The organism is Herbidospora mongoliensis (assembly GCF_001570545.1).
Lineage (GTDB): Bacteria > Actinomycetota > Actinomycetes > Streptosporangiales > Streptosporangiaceae > Herbidospora > Herbidospora mongoliensis.
Map to the genome: position 1 here is coordinate 715,616 of NZ_BBXD01000009.1, position 20,624 is coordinate 736,239.

The following is a 20,624-nucleotide window of genomic DNA, read 5'->3' on the forward strand; positions in this document are numbered from 1 at the left end:
GGATCACACGGTCGGCGGCGGCGCGGGGGCCCGCCTCCGGCCGCTCGGATATCGTGACCCCGGTGACGGAACTGCACTATCTCACCGCGTCGGAGACCTCGGCCCTGCTGCGTGCGCGGGAGATCGGCGCGGCCGAGGTCACCCAGGCTCACCTCGACCGCATCGAGGCGGTCAACCCCCAGGTCAACGCCATCGTGACGGTCACCGCCGAACGGGCTCTCGACCGGGCGAGAGAACTCGACGAGGGGCCGTGGCGGGGGCCGCTGCACGGGCTTCCGGTCGCGCACAAGGATCTGGTGTCGACCAAGGGCGTCCGGACCACCTTCGGGTCGGCGATTTTCGCCGACCACGTGCCGACGACCGACGATCTGGTGGTCAAAAGGGTCCGCGACGCCGGCGGGGTGATGATCGGCAAGACCAACACACCCGAGTTCGGCACCGGCTCCCACACCGTCAACGAGGTCTTCGGCGCCACCCGCAACCCCTACGACCTGACGAAGTCGGCGGGCGGGTCGAGCGGCGGCGCGGCGGCGGCGCTGGCCTCCGGGATGACCCCGCTGGCCGACGGTTCCGACATGGGCGGCTCGCTGCGCAACCCGGCGTCCTTCTGCAACATCGTGGGGTTGCGCCCGACGCCCGGCCGGGTGCCGTCGAAGTCGACCATCGCCGCGTGGTTCACGCTGGGGGTGTCGGGGCCGATGGCGCGGACCGTACAGGACCTGGCTCTTTTCCTGACCGCCATCGCGGGGCCCGACCCGAGTTCGCCGCTGTCGATCCAGGAGGATCCGTCGATCTTCGGAGGGTCGCTCGACAGCGACGTCAGCGGGCTGCGGATCGCCTTCTCCCCCACCCTCGGCGGGCTCCCCGTCGACCGGGAGACGGCCGCGGTGACCGCGCGGGCCGCGACGGTCTTCGAGGGCCTGGGCGCCACGGTCGAGCACGCCGATCTCAATCTGGCGGGGGCCGATGAGGCATTCCGTACATATCGGGCTTGGTGGTATCTGGCCACCTACGGCGACCTGCCGGGCGTCGGCGAGAACGTGCGCTGGAACGTCGAGCGCGGGCGCGAGGTCACCGGCGCCGACCTGGCGAAGGCGGAGAAGCTGCGCACCCGCCTCTGGCACCGCGTGACCGGCTTCTTCGGCACCTGGGACTACCTGATCGCCCCGGTCAGCCAGGTCCCGCCGTTCCCGGTCGAAGATCCTTATGTACGTGAGGTCGACGGCCTCACCATGCCCGACTACCTGGCCTGGATGCGCTCCTGCTACCTGATCAGCGTGCTGGGCGTCCCGGCCCTGTCGGTCCCCTGCGGCTTCACCTCAGACGGCCTGCCGGTGGGGGTGCAGATCATCGGCCGCCCCTGGGACGACCTCGGCGTGCTCAAGGTCGGCCACGCGTTCGAGCAGGTCACAAAGGCGGGATCGACTCGTCCGCCGCTTTACGCTCCCGGTAGGTGACCGCGAACTCGCGCGCCCAGTACATCCCGGCCGCGAGCGCGGCCCAGAACACCAGCACGCCCTTGGCCGTCACCCCCAGCAGATCCCGGGTCGCGAACTCCCCCGCCGACGTCGCGGCCCGGACGATCTCGCCCCCCATCGACGACCCGATGAGAAACGCGACGAAGGACCCGGCCAGCCCGCCGGCCGCGAGCCCGAGGACGATCGGCAGCCCGTCTTCGCCCGCCTTCCTGTACGCGATCAGCCCCGCCACCACCCCGATGGTCGCGGTGATCAACGCGAAATAGCCGTCGGCCGCGATGAGCGCCTGGGTGTTGGGATCGGCCACCCGCCACACGCCCTCGTAGAGGACATAACGGGTGCGAGGGGCCAGCGCCGACCACAGGAATCCCGCCGGCACGCCCAGCACCGCCAGGATCAGAACCGTCCCACCGAAGTACTTCACAGGCCGCACCGTCACGATGGTACCTACCTAGACCAGGCGGGCCGCGCCGTTAGCATTGGCGGGTGAACGAACAAGCGTGGCTCATCGAACCCTCCGGCCCGCTGCGGGGAGACGTCGAGGTCCGAGGGTCCAAGAACGCCGTGTCCAAGCACATGGTCGCGGCCATGCTCGGCGACGGCCCGAGCACCCTCCACAACGCGCCCGAAGTCGGCGAGGTCCACCTGACCGCCGCCATGCTGGAGGCACTCGGCATCCACGTCCAGATCGGCGACGGCGAGATCGTCCTCGAACGCGGCGCCGTGATCGAGCCGAGGGTCCCGGAGAAGTACACCGGGCTCAACCGCATCCCGATCCTGATGCTCGGCCCGCTGCTGCACCTGGCGGGCGAGGCCTTCGTCCCGATGGTCGGCGGCGACCCGATCGGCCGCCGCCCGGTCAACTTCCACCTCGAGGCGCTGCGTCAGATGGGCGCCGAGATCATCGAGGACGAAAGCGGCATCACCGCCAAGGCCACCCGTCTCCACGGCACCCGCATCACGCTCCCCTACCCGAGCGTCGGCGCGACCGAGACCATCCTGATGACGGCCGTCCTGGCCGAGGGCAAGACGGTCATCAAGGGCGCGGCCATGGAGCCCGAGGTCGTCGAGCTCGCGCTGTTCCTCCAGCGCATGGGCGCGATGATCGAACTGTCCCCCGACCGCCGCATCGTCATCGAGGGCGTCGAGAAGCTGCGCGGCGCGGCCACCTGGCTCGCCGGCGACCGCATCGAGGCCTTCTCCTACCTGGTCGCCGGCCTGGTGACCGGCGGCGAGGTCCGCGTCCACGGCTGCCCGCAAGACCGTCTGGTCACGGCGATCACGACGCTGGCCCGCATGGGCGCGCAGTTCGACATCACCGACGAGTGGCTGACCGCCTCGGCCCCCGACGGCCTGCGCGCCGCCGCGGTGCAGACCGACACCCACCCCGGGTTCATGACCGACTGGCAGACGCCGCTCATGGTCCTGTTCACCCGCGCCGAGGGCATGTCGGTGCTCCACGAGACGGTCTTCGAGAACCGTCTGGTGTACGTCCCGGCGCTCCAGAAGATGGGCTGCGAGATCGAGGTCTTCGCCCAGTGCCTGGGCGGCCCGGCCTGCCGCTACCACGACACCAACGCCAAGCACTCGGCGGTCGTGCGCGGCGTCTCCAAGCTGCGCGGCGCCGACGTGACCCTCCCCGACATCCGGGCGGGCTTCTCGGCGGTCCTGGCGGCGGCGGTGGCCGAGGGCACCTCGACCCTGCGCGGCGTCAACCACATCGAGCGCGGCTACCACCACCCGTTCGACCAGTTCACGTCCCTGGGCCTCAAGATCAGCCGAGTCGACGTCTAGCCTGCCGAGCCGGCCGTGGTCCTCGCGAGGACCACGGCCGGTTTTTTCATCAGCTCACGATGGGGTCGGCCAGGGCTTCGGCCACGCCGTGGGCGGCGAAGACCCGCAGGCCCTCGGCGACGACCTGGGAGTCCTCGTTGGCGTCGATCGACAGGATCTTGCCCCATTTCATCTGCACGATGTGCACGCCATGGTTGTCGTAGGGCGAGCCGTCCGGCATGTCCTGGGTCGCCGACCAGCGGATGATGACCGTCGTGTTGCGGGGGGTGCCCTTCACCCAGACGTCGTGCACCGTCAGGGACAGAGCCGGGCTGACCCGTCCGAGCCGATCGAACCAGCGCCGCAGAGCCTCGCGGTCGTGTCGCTCACCGCCTAAGGCGTGACTGCCGCCGAAGCGGTGGTGGACGTCAGACGCGCAGTCCTTGAGCAGGGCGTCGTAGTCCTTGTCGTTGACGCGGATGAAGTTCCGGACGGCGATGCGTCTGACGATGGCGTGATACATGACTGCTCCTTCGGGATGGCGGAAAGCTCCTGGCGAGTCACCGTCGCGCCGCCCCGACCGTCAGCTCGGTGAGCCGGTCGAGGTAGCGGTCGTCCACCGGCCGGGCGTGGGTCAGGCGCCAGAACACCGGGGCGATGGTCAGGTCGAGCACCAGGTCGACGTCGTCGGCCGCCAGCTCGCCCCGATCGCACGACCGGCTCAGCGCGGCGCGGACCCAGGTGACGCGCGGACGCGTGACATGTTCCGCCACCGCCTCGGCGAGCACGGGGTTGCGGTCGGACTCGGCGATCAGGTCGGGCAGCACCGCCCGGATGCGCGGGTCACTCAGCCAGTCGAAGGCGGCCTGCATCACCGCGCGCACGTCACCGCGCAGAGACCCGGTGTCGGGGGCGGGGCCGGCCGGAATGCTGAGCCGGGCGAGCCCGTGGACGATCATTTCCAGCTTGGACGGCCAGCGCCGGTAGATCGCGCTCTTGCCGACGTTGGCACGCTGCGCCACGCCGTCCATCGTCAGACGCGCGTAGCCCACCTCCACCAGCAGGTCGATCGCCGCTGCGGCAATGGCATCGGTGACCGCCGGGTTCAACACGGCAGCACCCGTCGGACTGCGTCGGGACGTGGTCATGCCAGCATCCTAGCTCAGGACGGAACGGTATCGTCCCGACCATGCTACGATCGGCCACCCAGGACGAGACGGTATCGTCTCGACCAAATGATGCGGAGGAACGGCTCATGAGAACTGTCCTCGTCACAGGCGGAACCGGGACCACCGGCCGCCGGGTCGCCCACTTCCTTCGCGCCCGGGGCGTCGCCGTGCGAACGGCCAGCCGGCACCCCGTGCCCGGCGACCACCAGCATGTGATCTTCGACTGGGCCGCCCCCGAGACCTTCGCCGCGGCCGTGGCAGGCGTCGACGGCGTGTTCCTGGTCGCCCCGATCAGCGACGCCGACCCCGCCGCCGCCGTCGGCGGCTTTCTCGACGCGGCCGTCGCGGCCGGCACCCGGCGGGTCGCCCTGCTGAGCTCGTCCGCGGTGACCGACGCCCCGTCGGGATTGGGCGCCCTGCCCCCGCTGGTGCGCGACCGCGTGCCGGAGGCGGCGGTGCTCCGTCCCTCCTGGTTCATGCAGAACTTCGTCGGGAGCCACCCCGTGGCGGCCGGGATCCGGGAGCGCGGCGAGATCGTCACCGCGACCGGCCGGGGCCGCGTGGCCTTCATCGACCCCGGCGACATCGCCGCCGTCGCCGGCCATCTGCTGTTCGGGGCCCCGATCCCCGACGGCGAGCTGATCCTCACCGGCCCGCAGGCCCTGAGCTACGACGAGGCCGCCGCCGTGGTCAGCGAGGTCACCGGCACCGCGGTGCGCCACACCTCTATCACGGTCGAAGAGCTGACCACGGCTATCGAGGCCGGCGGAGTGCCCCACGACTACGCCCGGATGCTCGCCGGCCTGGACGCCGAGATCGCCGGGGGCAGCGAGGATCGGATCACCACGACCGTGCGGGACATCACCGGCGCGGAGCCCCGCTCCTTCCGCGACTTCCTGCTCGCCGCCCACCCGGCGGGGAAGGCGGCCTGATGCGGCGTCCTCGATCCTGCCCGGTGAACCGGTACCCCCATCCCGCTCCGCGCAAGGAGACCTGAATGATCACCGGAATCGACACCAGCGCCCCCGTCGTCGTCTCTCTCGGCATCACCGTCAACGCCCCCATCGACCGCGTCTGGGCCCTGCACACCGACATCGCCGCCTGGCCCACCTGGCAACACGAGGTCACCGCCGCGAACATCACCGAACCCCTGGCCGCCGGTGCGACCTTCCACTGGAGCACGTTCGGCCTCGACATCGCCTCCACCATCCGGCTCCTCGACCCGCCGCACCGCATCCTGTGGGGCGGCCCCGCGCCCGGCATCACCGGCATCCACCTGTGGACCTTCGAATCCGTCGACAGTGGCGGCACCCGGGTCCTCACCGAGGAGTCCTGGGACGGCGACCTTATCCGCGCCGACGTCCCCGCCATGCGAGCCGCCCTCCACCAGTCCCTCACCACCTGGCTGACCCTCCTGAAGAACACCTCCGAGAACACGAGCGTCTGAGCTGCTCTGAACGTACGGACTGCGGAGCTTCCGCTCCGATGGGATGCCGCATCAGTCGCGGCGGCGACGGCCCTCGCCTTCCATGCGCGGGTCGCCCCGGTAGTAGTCGCCGTTCTCGTCCTCGTACCAGTACTCGTACTCCACGTCTCCGCGACGCCCGCGCCGGTCCGAGGCCTCCATGGCCTCGCGCAGGCCCGGGGTGACCCCGCCGCCGAACCGGCTCATGTCGGGTGCGGTGAAGTCGTCGGCCGGGGTGTCCCGCAGGGCGCTCTGCATGGAGTCGACCCAGATCGGTCCCGGCAGCGACGCCCCCTGGACCGACCCGTAGGTCTGGTCGCCGATCTTCACCCCGTTCAGGGGGTATTTGTACGACCCCCGGATGTCCCCCACGCTCACGGCGGCGGCCAGGTTCGGGGTGTACCCGGCGAACCACGCCGACGTGTAGTTGTTGTTGGTCCCCGTCTTCCCGGCCGCTGGCCGCCCGATCGACTGCCCCTTCATCGTCCCCTGGGTGAAAACGCCGGACAGCACCTCGTTGACCGCGTCGGCGACCTCCGGGTCGATGGTCGCCGAGCAGCTCGGCGGGATCGCCACCCGCCGCCCGTCGCGTTCGACGATCTCGGTGATGGCCACCGGCTTGCAGTACTTGCCTCGCGCGCCGAAGGTCGCCACCGCCGACGCGACCGTCAGCGGGTCCATCTCGTTGACCCCGAGCGTGAACGTCGGCACCTCCGACAGCTTCCCGCCGTCCGCGCGCCGGATGCCCAGCGCCTTCGCGGTCCGGACGACGTCGCAGAGCCCGACCTCCTTCTCCAGCATCATGAAGAAGATGTTGACCGACTTCCACGTCCCCAGCTCCAGGCTGTAGGGGCCGCCGGAGCCCTCGCCCGAGGAGTTGTAGATCTTCGCGTTCGGGTCGTTGACCGCCTTCCCGGCGCAGTCGGTGAAGCCCGACGACGGGACGAACACGCCGGGCGTGTTGAACCCCTGCCCGAACCGCCAGCCCTTGGCCAGCGCGGTCGCAAGTGTGAAGATCTTGAACGTCGAGCCCGCCTGGAAGCCCATGCCGCCCCCGTGGGCGGTGTCGGCGGGCAGGTTGAAGGTCGTGTTGGGCCCGGTCACCTTGCCGCCGGGGTTGCTCCCGTAGCGTTTGCTGGCAGCCAGCGCCCGGATCCGGCCCGTGCCGGGTTCGACCATCGCCTCGGCCGCGACCTCGGTGTCCTCCGCCGCGACGCGCTGCTGGATGGCCTTGTCGGCCGCCTCCTGCGCGGTCGCGTCGAGCGTGGTGGTCAGCGTGAGGCCGCCCCGCTGGAGCCGCCGCTCGCGGTCGGCGCGTGAATGGCCGAACGCGGGGTTGGCGAGGATCTCGTGCTGGACGTACACACAGAAATAGGGATAGGCCGACTCGGCGCACCCGCCGGGCTCCGACCGCATGTTGAGCCCGAGACCCTGTGCCTTGGCCGCGGCGGCCTCGGCGGGGGTGATCTTGCCGAGCTCGGCCATCCGGTCGAGCACCAGGTCGCGCCGCTGCTGCAGCTTCTCGCGCTGCTCCTCGCCGCGCGCCGGGTCGGTCGAGTAGGGCGTGCGAACCGCGCCCGCCAAGGCGGCGGCCTGGCCCAGGGACAGGTCCTTCGCCGAGACGCCGAAGAACCGCATGGCGGCGGCCTGGATGCCGAACGCGCCGCCGCCGAAGTAGGCGATGTTGAGGTAGCGCTCCAGGATCTGGTCCTTGGAGTACTTCTCCTCCAGGGCCAGCGCGTAGCGCATCTCGGAGAACTTGCGGCGCATGCTCCGCACCTGGGCTGAGTCGCGTTCCTTGTCCGACTCGGCCCGGTTGACCAGGATGTTCTTCACGAGCTGCTGGGTCAGCGACGAGCCGCCCTGCCGGATGCCGCCCGCCTGGGTGTTGGCGATCAGCGCCCGGACCGTGCCGCGCACGTCGAGTCCGGCGTGTTCGTAGAAGCGGGCGTCCTCGATCGCGACGATCGCCTCGCGCATCGGCTTGGAGACCTCGCCGATGCCGACCGACTGCCGGTTCTGGGAGTAGAACTGGGCGAACTGCCGCCCGTCCTTGTCGACCAGCCGGGTCACCTCGGGCAAGGGATCCTCGCGTGGCGGGGGCGGGAGTTTGGTCACCATCCCGGCGGCGGTGTTGCTCGCCACCCCGCCTCCGGCGACCAGCGGCGCGACCAGTGCGGCCGCCAGGACCCCGCCGAGTGCACCGCACACCGCCAGCCCACCGGCAGTCGTGACGCGCGCCATGCCGCTCCCCCCGAAACAGCTCGACAACCAGGGGGATTCCAGCGTCAACCTAACACAGCGTAACGCTACGCTCCCAGGCAGGCCGGTCCGAGGAGCTGTTTGAGGTCGCCCATGAGGGCCGGGCTGGGGGTCACGCGCAGGCGGTCGTCGAGGCGCATCACCGTCGTGCGGGGGCCGTTGTGGACCTGGAGGTGCACCTCGGTCGTGCCGGGGTGGGTGCTCAGGACCTCCTTCAGGCGGCCGACGACCGGCGGGGTGACCCGGGCCATGGCCAGGCTGACGACCAGGGGGCCGCCCGACTCGACGGTCAGGTCGGGCTGGGTGACCTCCATCGCGATGATCTTGGCGACGTCTTCGCGCTTGTCGATGCGGCCCTTGACGAAGACGATCGCGTCTTCGGCCAGGATCGTGGCGCAGAGCTGGTAGGCCGACGGGAAGATCATCACCTCGATCGAGCCGCCGAGGTCTTCGAGCTGGGTCAGGACCCAGGTGTCGCCCTTCTTGGTGACCTTGCGCTGCACACCGCTGAGGATGCCGCCCACGGTGACCATCTGGCCATCGGGGCGCGACTCGTCCTGCAACGCACTGATCGAGCAGTCGGCGCCGCTCGACAGGATGTGCTCGACACCGAGGAGCGGGTGGTCGGAGACGTACAGGCCGAGCATCTCGCGCTCGAACTGCAGGACGGTGTTCTTGTCCCACTCGCCGTCGGGGATGTTGACGTCGAAGGTCTGGTCCTCGCCGCCGTCGACCGCGCCGAACAGGGAGTCCTGCCCGATGGCCTCGTTCTTCTTGATGTCGATGATCGCGTCGACGGCCTGCTCGTGGACCATCACCAGGCCCTTGCGGACATGGCCCATCGAGTCGTAGGCGCCCGCCTTGATCAGCGACTCGATGACGCGCTTGTTGCAGACCTGGGCCGGGACCTTGCGCAGGAAGTCCTTGAAGTCGGTGAAGCGGCCCTTCTCCTTGCGCGCGGCGATGATGCCGTCGACGACGTTGCCGCCGACGTTGCGAATGGCCGAGAGACCGAATCGGATGTCGGCGCCGCGCGGGGTGAAGTCGAAGTCGGAGTCGCTGACGTCGGGCGGCAGCACCTTGATGCCCATGTGGCGGCACTCGTTGAGGTAGAGGGCCGACTTGTCCTTGTCGTCCTTGACGCTCGTGAGCAGCGCGGCCATGTATTCGGCCCGGTAGTTGGCCTTCAGGTAGGCGGTCCAGTAGGAGACCAGGCCGTATCCGGCGGTGTGGGCCTTGTTGAAGGCGTAGTCGGAGAACGGGAGCAGGATGTCCCAGAGGGCCTTGATGGCGGCCTTGGAGTAGCCGTTGTCCTGCATGCCCTTCTCGAAGAACTCGTATTGCTTGTCGAGTTCCGACTTCTTCTTCTTGCCCATCGCGCGGCGCAGCAGGTCGGCGCCGCCGAGCGAGTAGCCGGCCACCTTCTGGGCGATGGCCATGACCTGCTCCTGATAGACGATCAGGCCGTAGGTCGTGGACAGGATCTCCGCGAGGGGCTCTTCGAGCTCCGGGTGGATCGGCGTCATCTCCTGCTGCTTGTTCTTGCGCAGCGCGTAGTTCGTGTGGGAGTTGGCGCCCATCGGGCCGGGGCGGTAGAGCGCGAGGGCGGCGGAGATGTCCTCGAAGTTGTCGGGGCGCATCAGCCGCAGGAGGGTCCGCATGCCGCCGCCGTCGAGCTGGAAGATGCCGAGGGTGTCGCCCCTGGCCAGCAGGTCGTAGGTCTTGGCGTCGTCGAGCGGCAGGTCGAGCAGTTCGATGTCGTTGCCGGTGTTGAGCTCGACCATCTTGAGGCAGTCGTCGATGATCGTCAGGTTGCGCAGGCCGAGGAAGTCCATCTTCAGCAGGCCGAGGTTCTCGCAGGTCGGATAGTCGAACTGCGTGATGATCGCGCCGTCGGAGTCGCGGCGCATGATCGGGATGTAGTCGGTGATCACCTCGGACGACATGATCACGCCGGCGGCGTGCACGCCGGTCTGCCGGATCAGGCCCTCCAGACCGCGCCCGAGGTCGATGGTCGACTTCACGTCGACGTCTTCCTCGTAGAGCTTGCGCAGCTCACCGGCCTCGTTGTAGCGCGGGTGGTCGCTGTCGAAGATGCCGGTGAGCGGGATGTCCTTGCCCATCACGGCGGGCGGGAACGCCTTGGAGACCTTGTCGCCGAGGGCGTAGGGGTAGCCCAGGACGCGGCCGGCGTCCTTCACGGCCGCTTTCGCCTTGATCGTGCCGAAGGTGGCGATCATGGCGACCTTGTCGCTGCCCCACTTCTCCGTCACGTACCTGATCACGTCGGCGCGCCGGCGCTCGTCGAAGTCGATGTCGACGTCGGGCATGGAGACGCGCTCGGGGTTCAGGAACCGCTCGAAGTAGAGGCCGAACGGGATCGGGTCGAGGTCGGTGATGCCCAGCGAGTAGGCGACCAGCGAGCCCGCCGCGGAACCACGGCCGGGGCCCACCCGGATGCCGTTGGTCTTGGCCCACATGATGAAGTCGGCGACCACGAGGAAGTAGCTCGGGAAGCCCATCTGGACGATGACGCGCAGCTCGTTCTCGACCCAGGCGCGGTGTTCCTCGTCGATGCCGCCCGGGAAGCGGCGGTGCATGCCCTTCCACACCTCCTGGCGGAAGAACTCCTCCTCCGTCAGCCCCTCGGGGATCGGGAAGGTCGGCATCAGGTTCTTGTGCTGGAAGAACCCGGCCGGGTCGACCTTCTCGGCGACCAGCAGGGTGTTCCTGCAGCCTTCCTGCCACAGCTCGGAGGAGTCGATGGCGCGCATCTCGTCGGCGCTCTTGATGTAGTAGCCGCTGCCGTCGAACCGGAACCGGCCGGGGTCGGAGAGCTGCTTGCCCGTCTGGATGCACAGGAGCGCGTCGTGTGACTGGGCGTCGGCCTCGTAGGTGTAGTGGGAGTCGTTGGTGACCACCGGCGGGATGTTCAGCTCTTTGGAGATGCGGGTCAGGCCCTCGCGGACGCGGCGCTCGATGTCGAGGCCGTGGTCCATGATCTCCAGGAAGTAGTTGTCCTTGCCGAAGAGGTCCTGGAACTTCGCCGCGGCCTTGACGGCCTCGTCGTATTGGCCGAGCCGCAGGCGGGTCTGCACCTCGCCCGACGGGCAGCCCGTGGTGGCCATCAGGCCCTCGGAGTGCTCGGCCAGGATCTCGGCGTCCATCCGGGCCCACTTGCGGTGGAAACCCTCGGTGTAGGCGCGCGAGGACAGCTTCATCAGGTTGTGCAGGCCGGTGCGGTTCTTGGCCCAGATCGTCATGTGGGTGTAGAAACCACCCGCCGAGACGTCGTCGCTCTTCTGGTGGGGCTCGCCCCACAGGACGGGCTTCTTGTTGAAGCGGGCGTCGGGGGCGACGTAGGCCTCGATGCCGATGATCGGCTTCACCCCGGCGGCGGTGGCCTGCCGGTAGAACTCGAAGGCTCCGTGCATGTTGCCGTGGTCGGTGATCGCGATGGCGGGCATCTCCTGCTCGCCCACCAGTTTGAACATCTGCTTCAATCTGGCCGCACCGTCGAGCATCGAATACTCGGTGTGGACGTGCAGATGCACAAACGAATCGCCCATGAGACCCCCATCATCCGACCGACGGATGTAGAGCCTACGCGTGATCACCACCCCACACGACTACGGTCGCGGAAGAGATCTTTCCGGGGGGAAAAGGTGGAGAAAGCCAACCTTGACGAGGGGTATTCACACTCCCTCGGCAATCGCCAGGTCCAGATGATCGCGATCGGCGGCGCCATCGGCGTCGGGCTGTTCCTGGGCTCGGGAGGCCGATTCGCCGCCGCCGGTCCGGCCCTGGTGATCTCGTACGCCATCGCCGGTATCGCCGCCTTCTTCGTGATGCGGGCGCTCGGCGAGCTGGTCAGCTACCGGCCCACATCGGGCTCCTTCGTCTCGTACGCCACCGAGTTCGTCGGCCCCTGGGCGGGGTTCGCCAGCGGGTGGATGTACTGGGTCAACTGGGCCGCCACGGGCGTCGCCGAGCTGACCGCCATCGCGATCTACGTGCACCTGTGGGCACCCAGCTTCCCCCGGTGGGCCACGGCGCTGATCGCGCTGGGGGTCGTGCTGGTGGTGAACCTGCTGTCGGTGAAGGCCTTCGGCGAGATGGAGTTCTGGTTCGCGCTGCTCAAGGTGGCCGCGATCGTGACGTTCCTGATCGTCGGGCTCTACCTGGTGCTGTTCTCGGTCGAGGGGGCCTCCCCCTCGAACCTGGTCGCCCACGACGGGTTCTTCCCGATGGGGTTCGGGCCGGTGTTCATGAGCCTGCAGGCCGTGGTCTTCGCGTACGCCGCCATCGAGCTCGTCGGCATCGCGGCCGGCGAGACGAAGGACCCCGAGAAAGTGCTCCCGAAGGCCGTCAACAGCGTCATCTGGCGGATCGCGATCTTCTACGTCGGGTCGATCCTGCTGCTGGGCATGGTGCTGCCGTGGACCTCCTACCAGGCCGGCGAGTCGCCGTTCGTCACGGTGTTCACCACGCTCGGCGCGCCGTGGGCGGGTGACGTGATGAACCTGATCGTGATCACGGCGGCGCTGTCGTCGTGCAACTCGGGGCTCTACTCGACCGGGCGCATCCTGCGGTCGATGGGGCAGCGCGGCGAGGCGCCCCGGTTCACCGCGAACCTGAGCTCCCGGCAGGTGCCGGTGGGCGGGATCATGCTCACGGCCTCGGTGTACGTGATCGGGGTGGCCGTCTACTCGTACATCCCCGAACGGGCCTTCACGATCGCCGTGGCGATCTCGTCCCTGGGCACGGTCACCACCTGGGGCACCCTCATCTACTGCCAGATGAAGCTGCGCCGGGCCTGGATGCGCGGACAGCTGCCGAAACCGGCATTCCTGATGCCGGGCACGCCCTACACGAACTGGCTGACCCTGGCGTTCCTGGCGCTGGTGGTGGTCCTGATGCCGTTCGCCGACGAGGACCAGCGGCTGGCGTTCTACCTGATCCCGATCCTGGCGGGCGGGATCTGGGGCGGCTGGCGGATGGTCAACGCCCGGCGCGAGCCGGCCACTCACGTTCAGCAGCGTGTAGTCCCGCCTCAATGATCGCCGCCATGATCGGCCGCAGGCCCGGTTCGCCCAGGCGCGGCGCCCGCTGCGCCATCGCGGCGACCACCTTGCGCTCCCGCTCGGGGTCACGCCCGGCGAACCCGCCGATCGGCTTGAGCCGCTGGATCGTCCCGGCGAATTCGGCCCTGCGTTCCAGCAGCACGGCGAGGGCGGCGTCGGCCCGGTCGATCGCGGCACGGGCCTGCGTGATGTCCTCCGGCGCCTCCGGGCGCACCACGGCCCCGATCAGCCGGCCGTCCTCCACCGCGGCGTCGACGACCTCGGCGGGCGCGTCGGCGTCGAGAAGGAGCCCGTCGGCGCCCACCGCGACGGCGGGACCGGCGAGCACGGCCTGTTTGCCCAGGTAGACGATCACCGGCCGCCCCGACTCCGCGCGGGCGGCCTTCACCAGCGCCAGGTCGGGCACCGCCTCACAGAGCACCACGGCCGGGTTCCCCTCGGCCTCACAGCGGTCGGCGGCGGTCAGCCATTCCAGCAGGGACGCCTCACGCGGCCTGCGCAGAATGACCGGCAGGGCCAGGCGGGCGGCGGCGCGGACGAGCGTCAGGTCGTCGACGACGACGGCGACGGCTGGACCGGCGATGACGTCGAGTTCGACCGAAGGCGACAACTCGACAAGCAGCGGACCCCCAAGGACCGCGACAGGCCGTCCTTCCCCGATGGTCAGATCCGCGATCCGTACGGACATGTCGTGAGATTACCAGGGCAGTACTGCTCGCGTTTGATCCCTTTGCCATCCATGGGACGATTCATGGGTTCTGGAAGGGGTGGGGATGACGAACGCGGAAGGCCGACTCGTCGGGGGCCGGTACCACTTGATAGAACCCATCGGCCGGGGCGGCATGGGCATCGTGTGGCGGGCCCATGACGAGCTGCTCGACCGCGCCGTCGCGGTGAAGGAGGTCCGATACGACAGCGCGATGGGCGACGAGCTCCCCGAGCTGAACCGCCGGACCATGCGCGAGGCCCGCGCCGCCGGGCGGCTGAGCCACCCCAATGTGGTGGTCGTCCACGACGTGATCGAGGAGGACGGCCGGCCGTGGATCATCATGCAGCTGGTCGAATCCCGGTCGCTGGGCCAGGTGATCCGGCAGGACGGCCCTCTGACGCCCAAACGGGCGACGGAGATCGGGCTGCAGATCCTCGACGCGCTCCGGGCCGCCCATGCGCAGGGCGTGTTACACCGGGATGTGAAGCCCGAGAACGTGCTGCTCGCCGACGACGGGCGCGTGGTGCTGACCGACTTCGGCATCGCGCGGGTCGAGACCGACTCGACGATGACCCGTACCGGCCTGGTCGGGACCCCGGCCTTCATCGCGCCTGAACGGCTGCGCGGCGGCCCGGCGCAACGGGAGTCCGACCTGTGGTCGCTCGGCGCGACCCTCTACGCCGCCGTTGAGGGCCGCCCGCCGCACGACAAGGGCATGGCGATGGCGACCATGCACGCCGTGCTGACCGAGCCGCCCGACCCGGCGAAGAACGCCGGGCCGCTGCGACCCGTCCTCGAGCGTCTCCTGGAGAAGGACCCCGCCACCCGTCCCGGCTACGACGAGACGGCGCGCCTGCTGCGCCGCGCGGCGGCAGATCCGCCCGCGCCCCGCCCGGTCGACGCGTCGGGCTGGCCGTCACCGCCGTCACCGCAGCGCTCGGGCCGCACCAACGGGACGCCGAAGCCGCCGGTGGTGCCGCAGGAGGCCTTCGACGACACCGACCCGAACCTGCCGACGACACCGACCAAACACCCCAAGAGCGAAAAATCCGGTCTTGTACGTCCTGGGGGTGCCGGGACCGAATCCTCATCGGCGAAGGCCCCGCCGTCGACCGACGCTCCCGGGCCGCACACCGGAGACGCGATCCCGGCGCAGCGGCCCGCCGAGCCCGCGAAGCCGGCACCGAAGGGCCCCGCGGGCAAGCCGGGAGCGGCCAAGGCCGCCGGAGCGGCCGCCGCCGGTCTCGCCGCGGACGCGGCGGCCGACCCGGCCGACGCCGGATCGGCCGACCGTGAATCCGCTCGTGAGGCGGCCGGGAAGCCCGCCTCCGGGTCCGGCCGTGCCGTCAAGCCGGACGCCGCTTCTTCGGGCGGCACCACGGGGAACACCAAGCCCGAGGTCCCCCGTCAGGTCACCCCCGCCGAACCTGACCCCGTCCGCGAGTCCGCGCAGGAGGACGGCGCAGAGGCCCGCAAGGAATCGCGGCCCGAGCCGAAGAGCCCGCCCAAGCCGGCCGGTCGCCGCCCCCCGAGCGCCCCTTACGGCGGCGCCGGAGTGCGTCCGGGCGCCGGCCGTCCCACCGAGGCGCCCCGGCCGAGCGAACCCGCGCCGGTCCGCCCGGCCGCCGCGGCCCCGGCCGCCTTCCGGTCGGAGCCGGAGGGCTTCTACGCCGACGAACCCGGCCACACCCGCTACGGCGAGCAGTCGTCGGTGCCGCTCCCGGAGCCCAGCCGGCACGCCTGGAACACCGTCGACATCCCCGAGCGCAGGAACGGCCTGATCAAGGCCGCGCTGATCGCCATCCCGGCGATCCTGGTCGTGGGTGGCATCGCCCTGTGGCTCGGCATGGAGCAGGCCGCCGAGACCGCCGGCACCGGCGCGACGGGCAAACCTCCGGCCACCTCAGCCGATGCCAATCCGTCGGGCGACCCGTCCGAGGGGGCCGCCGGAGGCGAGGAGTCCGACCAGCCGTCCGCGACCCCGTCGGACGACGAGGAGAAGGACCCGTCCCCGAAGCCGTCCGAGTCCCCCTCCAAGGACGATGAGAAGGAGGACGACGGGATCCCCAAGGGCTGGAAGATGTACAAGGACCGGACCGGGTTCGCCCTCGCCCTCCCGCCGGGCTGGAAGTACGAACGCACCGACTCCAGTGGCACCTTCTTCCGCGGCCCGCTCGACGGGGCGTACCTGCAGATCGGCCAGACCAGCACCCCCGGTGACAGCGCCCTCGCCGACTGGAAGAGCCAGGAGGCCTCCTCGGCCCGGTCCAACTTCCCGGGCTACAAGCGGCTGTCCATGAAGAAGGTCGATTACTTCCGCGACGCCGCCGACTGGGAGTGGACCTTCGAGCCGGGCGGCAACACGGGCCACATCCTGAACCGCGGATTCGTCGTCGACGACAAGCACGGTTACGCCATCCTGTGGAAGACCCGTGACAAGGACTGGGACAAGTACCGGCATTACTTCGACAACTTCGCCAAGACCTTCGAACCCGACAAGTGACCCCTGTTGTGGGACGATGCCAAACGGTTCGAAGGGGGATGATGTGGAAGGCACGCGCCGCCTCGCGGGGAGGTACCAGCTCCAGGAGCGAATAGGCCGGGGCGGGATGGGCGTCGTCTGGCGTGCCCACGACGAGCTCCTCGACCGCGCCGTCGCGGTCAAGGAGATCCATTACACCGCCCTCAGCGACGAGGACCGGGCCGACTTCAACCGCAGGACCATCCGTGAGGCCCGCGCCGCCGGCCGCCTGTCCCACCCGAACGTGATCGTCGTCCACGACGTCATCGAGGAGGACGGCCGCCCCTGGATCGTGATGCAGCTCGTCCGCTCGACGTCGCTGGGCGACGCGCTGCGCGAGCACGGTCCCCTGGTCCCCGACAGGGTGGCGACGATCGGCGCGCAGGTCCTCGACGCCCTGATGACGGCCCACGCGTCCGGTGTCCTGCACCGCGACGTGAAGCCCGAGAACGTCCTGCTGAGCCCGGACAACCGGGTGGTCCTCACCGACTTCGGCATCGCGTCGATGACCGAGGACCCGTCGATGACCCTGACGGGCACCGTCACCGGGACCCCCGCCTTCCTGCCCCCGGAACGCCTGGCCGGACACCCCGCGACCCCCGAGTCCGACCTGTGGTCGCTGGGCGCGACCCTGTGGGCCGCCGTCGAGGGGCGCTCCCCCTACGACCGGGGAACACCCATCGCGAGCATGGCGGCGGTCCTCCACGAGGAGATCCCGATCGCCCGCCGGGCGGGGGCGCTGGCCCCGGTGCTCGAAGGCCTGATGTGCAAGGACCCGACCCGGCGCATGGGCGCGGAACAGGCCATGGACCTGCTGCACCAGGCCGCCTCGGCCAAGTGGAGCCCGCAGGGCGGCGGCCGGCCGTCCAGCGCGGGCGCCAACGCGGGCGCCTCCACCAGGCACGACGCGGGATACCAGCAGCACGGCACGGGCTTCACCGGCCAGAACAGGCCGCACGACAGCTTCGCCGGTCAGGCCGCGCCACAGGGTGGCTACGGCTCGCCCACCGGGCCGGGCCACTACCCCGGTGGCCCCAGTGGCCCCGGGGGCGGTCAGACCGGTGCCGGGGCGGGCGGCTACCAGGGCCACACCCCGCCCGACCCCTACGGCGCGCCCACCGGGCAGGCCGGCCCCGGCGGCTACGGTCCGCCCCACCACTGGCCCACGCTCGCCCCGCCGGAGCGCGACCGCGACAAGTTCCTGATCACCACCCTGGTCACCCTGCTGGTCGTGCTCGTGGGCATCGGCGGCTATTTCGCGTACACGACCCTCGGTTCCCCCGACGACACGGGCCCCATCGTCTCGGGCGTCGACCCGGCCACCGAGGTCCCCACCCCGAGGGCGTCGGCGGAACCGACCCCGGAGCCCACACCCACGGTCCGGGCGAGCGACGCTCCCGTCCTGCCCCGGGGCTGGACCATGTACGAGGACCAGGAACTCCGGTTCGCGGTGGCGTTGCCGCCCGGGTGGGAGCCGTCCAAGAGGGAGGGGCAGCGGGTCTTCTTCCGGGGCCCCGGCATGCCCGGCTACCTGCAGATCGACCTCACCCCGTGGGAGGTCGACGACCCGGTCGCCGCCCTCGAGGTGGTCGAGCAGGCCTCGACCTCGAAGGGCTACCTGCCGGACTACCAGCGCATCAGGATGAAACGCACCCAGCTCACCATCGACGGTTTCGACGCCCCCGGCGCCGACTGGGAGTTCACCTTCAGCACGCTGGAGGGCATCCAGCGCGTGCACGACCGCGCGTTCCGCATCGACAACCAGTGCTACGCCATCTACTGGCAGATCCCCGTGAACATCTGGGACAAGGGCGCCCCCTGGTTCCGGACCTTCGCCCGCACCTTCAAGCCGATCTGATGACCGCCCGGCACGACGCGGTCCGCGCCGGTCTCGGCGTGGGGATCGCGGTGGGAGTCTCCGGCCTGGCGTTCGGCGCGGCGGCGGTCACGGCCGGGCTGTCGGTGGCTCAGGCGTGCGCGCTGAGCCTGTTCGCGTTCACCGGCGCGTCGCAGTTCGCCCTCGCGGGGGTCGTCGCCGGTGGCGGGGCCCTGGTCCCCGGCGTCGCGGGCGCGCTTCTGCTGGGAGCCCGCAACGGCCTGTACGGCCTGCGCCTGGCCACCCTCCTCCCGGCCCGCTTCCGCGCCCTCACCGCCCACGGCGTCATCGACGAGACCTCCGCGGTCGCCTTCGCGCACCCCGGCGAGGCCAGAGCCGGCTTCTACACCACCTTCGCCAGCCTCTACGTCACCTGGAACGTGGGGACGCTGCTGGCCGCGGTGGGCGCGTCGAGGGTGGCCGACCCGACCGTGTTCGGTCTCGACGCGGTGGGCCCCGCGACGTTCCTCGCCCTGCTCTGGCCCCGGCTGAAGGAGTCGGCGGAAGACCGGAAAGTGGCCGTGGCCGGAGTGGTCATCGCCCTGGCGGCCACCCCGTTCCTCCCCGCGGGCATCCCGGTCCTGCTGGCCGCCGCGGGCGCTCTGGTGGTGCTGGTCAAATGAACCTGTGGTGGGCCGTCATCGCCACGTGCCTGGGCTGCTACCTGCTCAAATACGCCGGTCTGGCCGCCCCGAGAAAGGTGCTGGACCACCCGGCGGTGAAGCGGTTCGCCACGATCGTCCCGGTCGCGTTGCTGGCCGCCCTGATCGCCGTCCAGTCGTTCGGCCAGGGCTTCGACGGCCCCAGAACGGCCGGCCTGGCCGCCGCCGTCATCGCCCTGCTGCTGCGCGCCCCGTTCCTGCTGGTTCTTGTCGTCGCCGCCGTAGTTACCGGACTGCTACGAATAACGGGCATGTGATTCGCTCGCTGGGGTAGCCGGGCGGCATGCCCGAGTCTCAGACATCCGACCGAATCGTCGCCGGCCGTTATCGCCTGATCGAAGCGATCGGCCGGGGTGGGATGGGCACCGTGTGGCGTGCCCTGGACGAAACCCTGCAACGCGAAGTCGCCGTGAAAGAGCTCAACGCGAACCTGTCGGGAGAGGACCGCGAGATCTTCACGATCCGCACCCTCCGCGAGGCCCGCGCCGCCGGCCGGGTCAGCCACCCGTCCGTGGCCGCCGTCTACGACGTGTTCGAGGAACTCGGTCACCCGTGGATCGTGATGCAGTACGTCCCGTCCATCACGTTGGGCGCCCTGATCAGGGACGACGGCCCGATGCGCCCCCACAGGGTGGCGGCCGTCGGCCTCCAGATGCTGAGCGCCCTGACGGCGGCCCACCAGGCGGGCGTCCTGCACCGGGACGTGAAGCCCGACAACGTCCTCATCACCCCTGAGGGCCGCGCGGTCCTCACCGACTTCGGCATCGCCGCGATGGAGGACGACAGCCCGGTGACCAGGACGGGCGCCCTGGTCGGCACCCCCGCCTTCATCAGCCCCGAGCGTGCCGCGGGCGGCCGCGCCGTCCGCGCCTCGGACATGTGGTCGCTGGGCGTGACCCTGTTCCTGGCCGCCGAGGGCCGCTCCCCGTTCCACCGGGGCCACGCCATGGCGTCCCTGGCCGCCGTCATGTACGAACCCTTCGGCCAGCTCTACCGCGCCGGCCCGCTCACCCCCGTGCTGCACGGCCTCCTGGAGAAGGACCCCGCCACCCGGATGACCGCCGAGGAGGCCGAACGCCACCTCCACAACATCGTCAACGGCACGGTGTCGGAACCGACGGCCCCCTTCATCCCGGTCCCCCCGCCGCCCGCGACCGCCGAGCTGCCGAAAGTCCGCAAGAGCTGGCCCTTCACCGCTGTGGTCACCGCCGTCCTGGCCGTGGGCCTCAGCGCCGGAACCATCGCGTACGTGACCGCGGGCGACCCCCCGCAGATACCCAGCGACACGATCCCCGCCCAGGTCCCCGCGAAGAAGAAGGCCACTCCGGAACCCACATCGGAATCGAAGTCCGAAGAGGAACCGGTCGTCCAGCAGACCGAACGTCAGCAGGAACAGCCGCAGGAGAGGTCGCAGGCCCCCTCCCCAAAAGCCAGTCCGTCCGGTCAGACGAGCGAGGAGGCGAGCACCCCAAGCCAGGAACCCGAGGAAGAGCCGGGCACCCCCACGGAGGAGCCCACGATGGAAGAGAACACGGGCGAGGAGAACGAGGACCAGGAAAGCGGGGGCCAGGAAAGCTCAGGTCAGCTTGAGGGCCAACTTTCTGACGAATGATCGCCCCTAAGCC

Annotated in this window: 16 protein-coding genes; 10 read left to right on the forward strand and 6 right to left on the reverse strand. The window is 70.2% G+C overall.

Translation table 11 applies throughout. The annotated features are described in order from the left end of the window. Positions 1–62: 62 nt before the first annotated feature. Positions 63–1,457, forward strand: coding sequence for an amidase (locus tag AW272_RS07600; RefSeq protein ID WP_066362118.1), 1,395 nt, complete (start codon positions 63–65; stop codon positions 1,455–1,457). Here the strand turns inward: AW272_RS07600 and AW272_RS07605 are convergent. Continuing rightward, complete coding sequence (locus AW272_RS07605) at positions 1,408–1,911, reverse strand: hypothetical protein (RefSeq protein WP_157518425.1); 504 nt, start codon at positions 1,909–1,911, stop codon at positions 1,408–1,410. The genes AW272_RS07600 and AW272_RS07605 overlap by 50 nt on opposite strands. A gap of 53 nt (positions 1,912–1,964) precedes the next feature. Here AW272_RS07605 and murA point away from each other — a divergent pair, with 53 nt between their 5' ends. Beyond that, positions 1,965–3,272 (forward strand): UDP-N-acetylglucosamine 1-carboxyvinyltransferase, encoded by a 1,308-nt coding sequence (gene murA / locus AW272_RS07610; RefSeq protein ID WP_066362122.1) that lies wholly within the window; start codon positions 1,965–1,967, stop codon positions 3,270–3,272. Positions 3,273–3,321: 49 nt separating this feature from the next. On the opposite strand, the gene AW272_RS07615 is transcribed toward murA, so the two are convergent. Both AW272_RS07615 and AW272_RS07620 read right to left on the reverse strand, forming a co-directional pair. Further along, positions 3,322–3,774 (reverse strand): nuclear transport factor 2 family protein, encoded by a 453-nt coding sequence (locus AW272_RS07615; RefSeq protein ID WP_066362123.1) that lies wholly within the window; start codon positions 3,772–3,774, stop codon positions 3,322–3,324. Positions 3,775–3,811: 37 nt separating this feature from the next. Beyond that, entirely contained in the window at positions 3,812–4,399 is a 588-nt protein-coding gene (locus tag AW272_RS07620) for a TetR/AcrR family transcriptional regulator (RefSeq protein ID WP_066362124.1), read from the reverse strand. Positions 4,400–4,506: 107 nt separating this feature from the next. Between AW272_RS07620 and AW272_RS07625 the strand changes: the two genes are divergently transcribed. Beyond that, positions 4,507–5,352, forward strand: coding sequence for an NAD(P)H-binding protein (locus AW272_RS07625; RefSeq protein WP_066362125.1), 846 nt, complete (start codon positions 4,507–4,509; stop codon positions 5,350–5,352). A gap of 65 nt (positions 5,353–5,417) precedes the next feature. Next, on the forward strand, positions 5,418–5,867 hold the full coding sequence (locus AW272_RS07630) for an SRPBCC family protein (protein WP_066362126.1): 450 nt from the start codon (positions 5,418–5,420) through the stop codon (positions 5,865–5,867). A gap of 51 nt (positions 5,868–5,918) precedes the next feature. Here the strand turns inward: AW272_RS07630 and AW272_RS07635 are convergent, their stop codons facing one another. Together AW272_RS07635 and dnaE are read right to left on the reverse strand one after the other, a co-directional pair. After that, entirely contained in the window at positions 5,919–8,129 is a 2,211-nt protein-coding gene (locus tag AW272_RS07635; protein ID WP_083958093.1) for a transglycosylase domain-containing protein, read from the reverse strand. A gap of 65 nt (positions 8,130–8,194) precedes the next feature. After that, positions 8,195–11,716, reverse strand: coding sequence for a DNA polymerase III subunit alpha (gene dnaE, locus AW272_RS07640; RefSeq protein ID WP_066362131.1), 3,522 nt, complete (start codon positions 11,714–11,716; stop codon positions 8,195–8,197). A gap of 96 nt (positions 11,717–11,812) precedes the next feature. On the opposite strand from dnaE, the gene AW272_RS07645 reads away from it, so the two are divergent. Beyond that, positions 11,813–13,207, forward strand: coding sequence for an amino acid permease (locus AW272_RS07645; protein ID WP_066362132.1), 1,395 nt, complete (start codon positions 11,813–11,815; stop codon positions 13,205–13,207). Here AW272_RS07645 and AW272_RS45965 read toward each other — a convergent pair. Further along, positions 13,149–13,919: a chorismate mutase gene (locus tag AW272_RS45965; RefSeq protein ID WP_083958094.1), complete on the reverse strand. Its 771-nt coding sequence runs from the start codon at positions 13,917–13,919 to the stop codon at positions 13,149–13,151. The genes AW272_RS07645 and AW272_RS45965 overlap by 59 nt on opposite strands. A gap of 85 nt (positions 13,920–14,004) precedes the next feature. On the opposite strand from AW272_RS45965, the gene AW272_RS43910 reads away from it, so the two are divergent. The 5 genes from AW272_RS43910 to AW272_RS07675 are packed head-to-tail and all read left to right on the forward strand — an operon-like array spanning position 14,005 to position 20,611. Then, positions 14,005–16,443 (forward strand): serine/threonine-protein kinase, encoded by a 2,439-nt coding sequence (locus tag AW272_RS43910; protein WP_066362133.1) that lies wholly within the window; start codon positions 14,005–14,007, stop codon positions 16,441–16,443. Positions 16,444–16,486: 43 nt separating this feature from the next. Beyond that, entirely contained in the window at positions 16,487–18,319 is a 1,833-nt protein-coding gene (locus AW272_RS07660) for a serine/threonine-protein kinase (RefSeq protein WP_169807506.1), read from the forward strand. After that, on the forward strand, positions 18,319–18,960 hold the full coding sequence (locus AW272_RS07665) for an AzlC family ABC transporter permease (protein WP_066362135.1): 642 nt from the start codon (positions 18,319–18,321) through the stop codon (positions 18,958–18,960). Before AW272_RS07660 ends, AW272_RS07665 begins: the two co-directional genes overlap by 1 nt. Further along, positions 18,957–19,256, forward strand: coding sequence for an AzlD domain-containing protein (locus AW272_RS07670; protein WP_066362139.1), 300 nt, complete (start codon positions 18,957–18,959; stop codon positions 19,254–19,256). Before AW272_RS07665 ends, AW272_RS07670 begins: the two co-directional genes overlap by 4 nt. 26 nt (positions 19,257–19,282) lie before the next feature. Further along, complete coding sequence (locus AW272_RS07675; RefSeq protein ID WP_066362140.1) at positions 19,283–20,611, forward strand: serine/threonine-protein kinase; 1,329 nt, start codon at positions 19,283–19,285, stop codon at positions 20,609–20,611. The last annotated feature ends 13 nt before the right edge of the window (positions 20,612–20,624 follow it).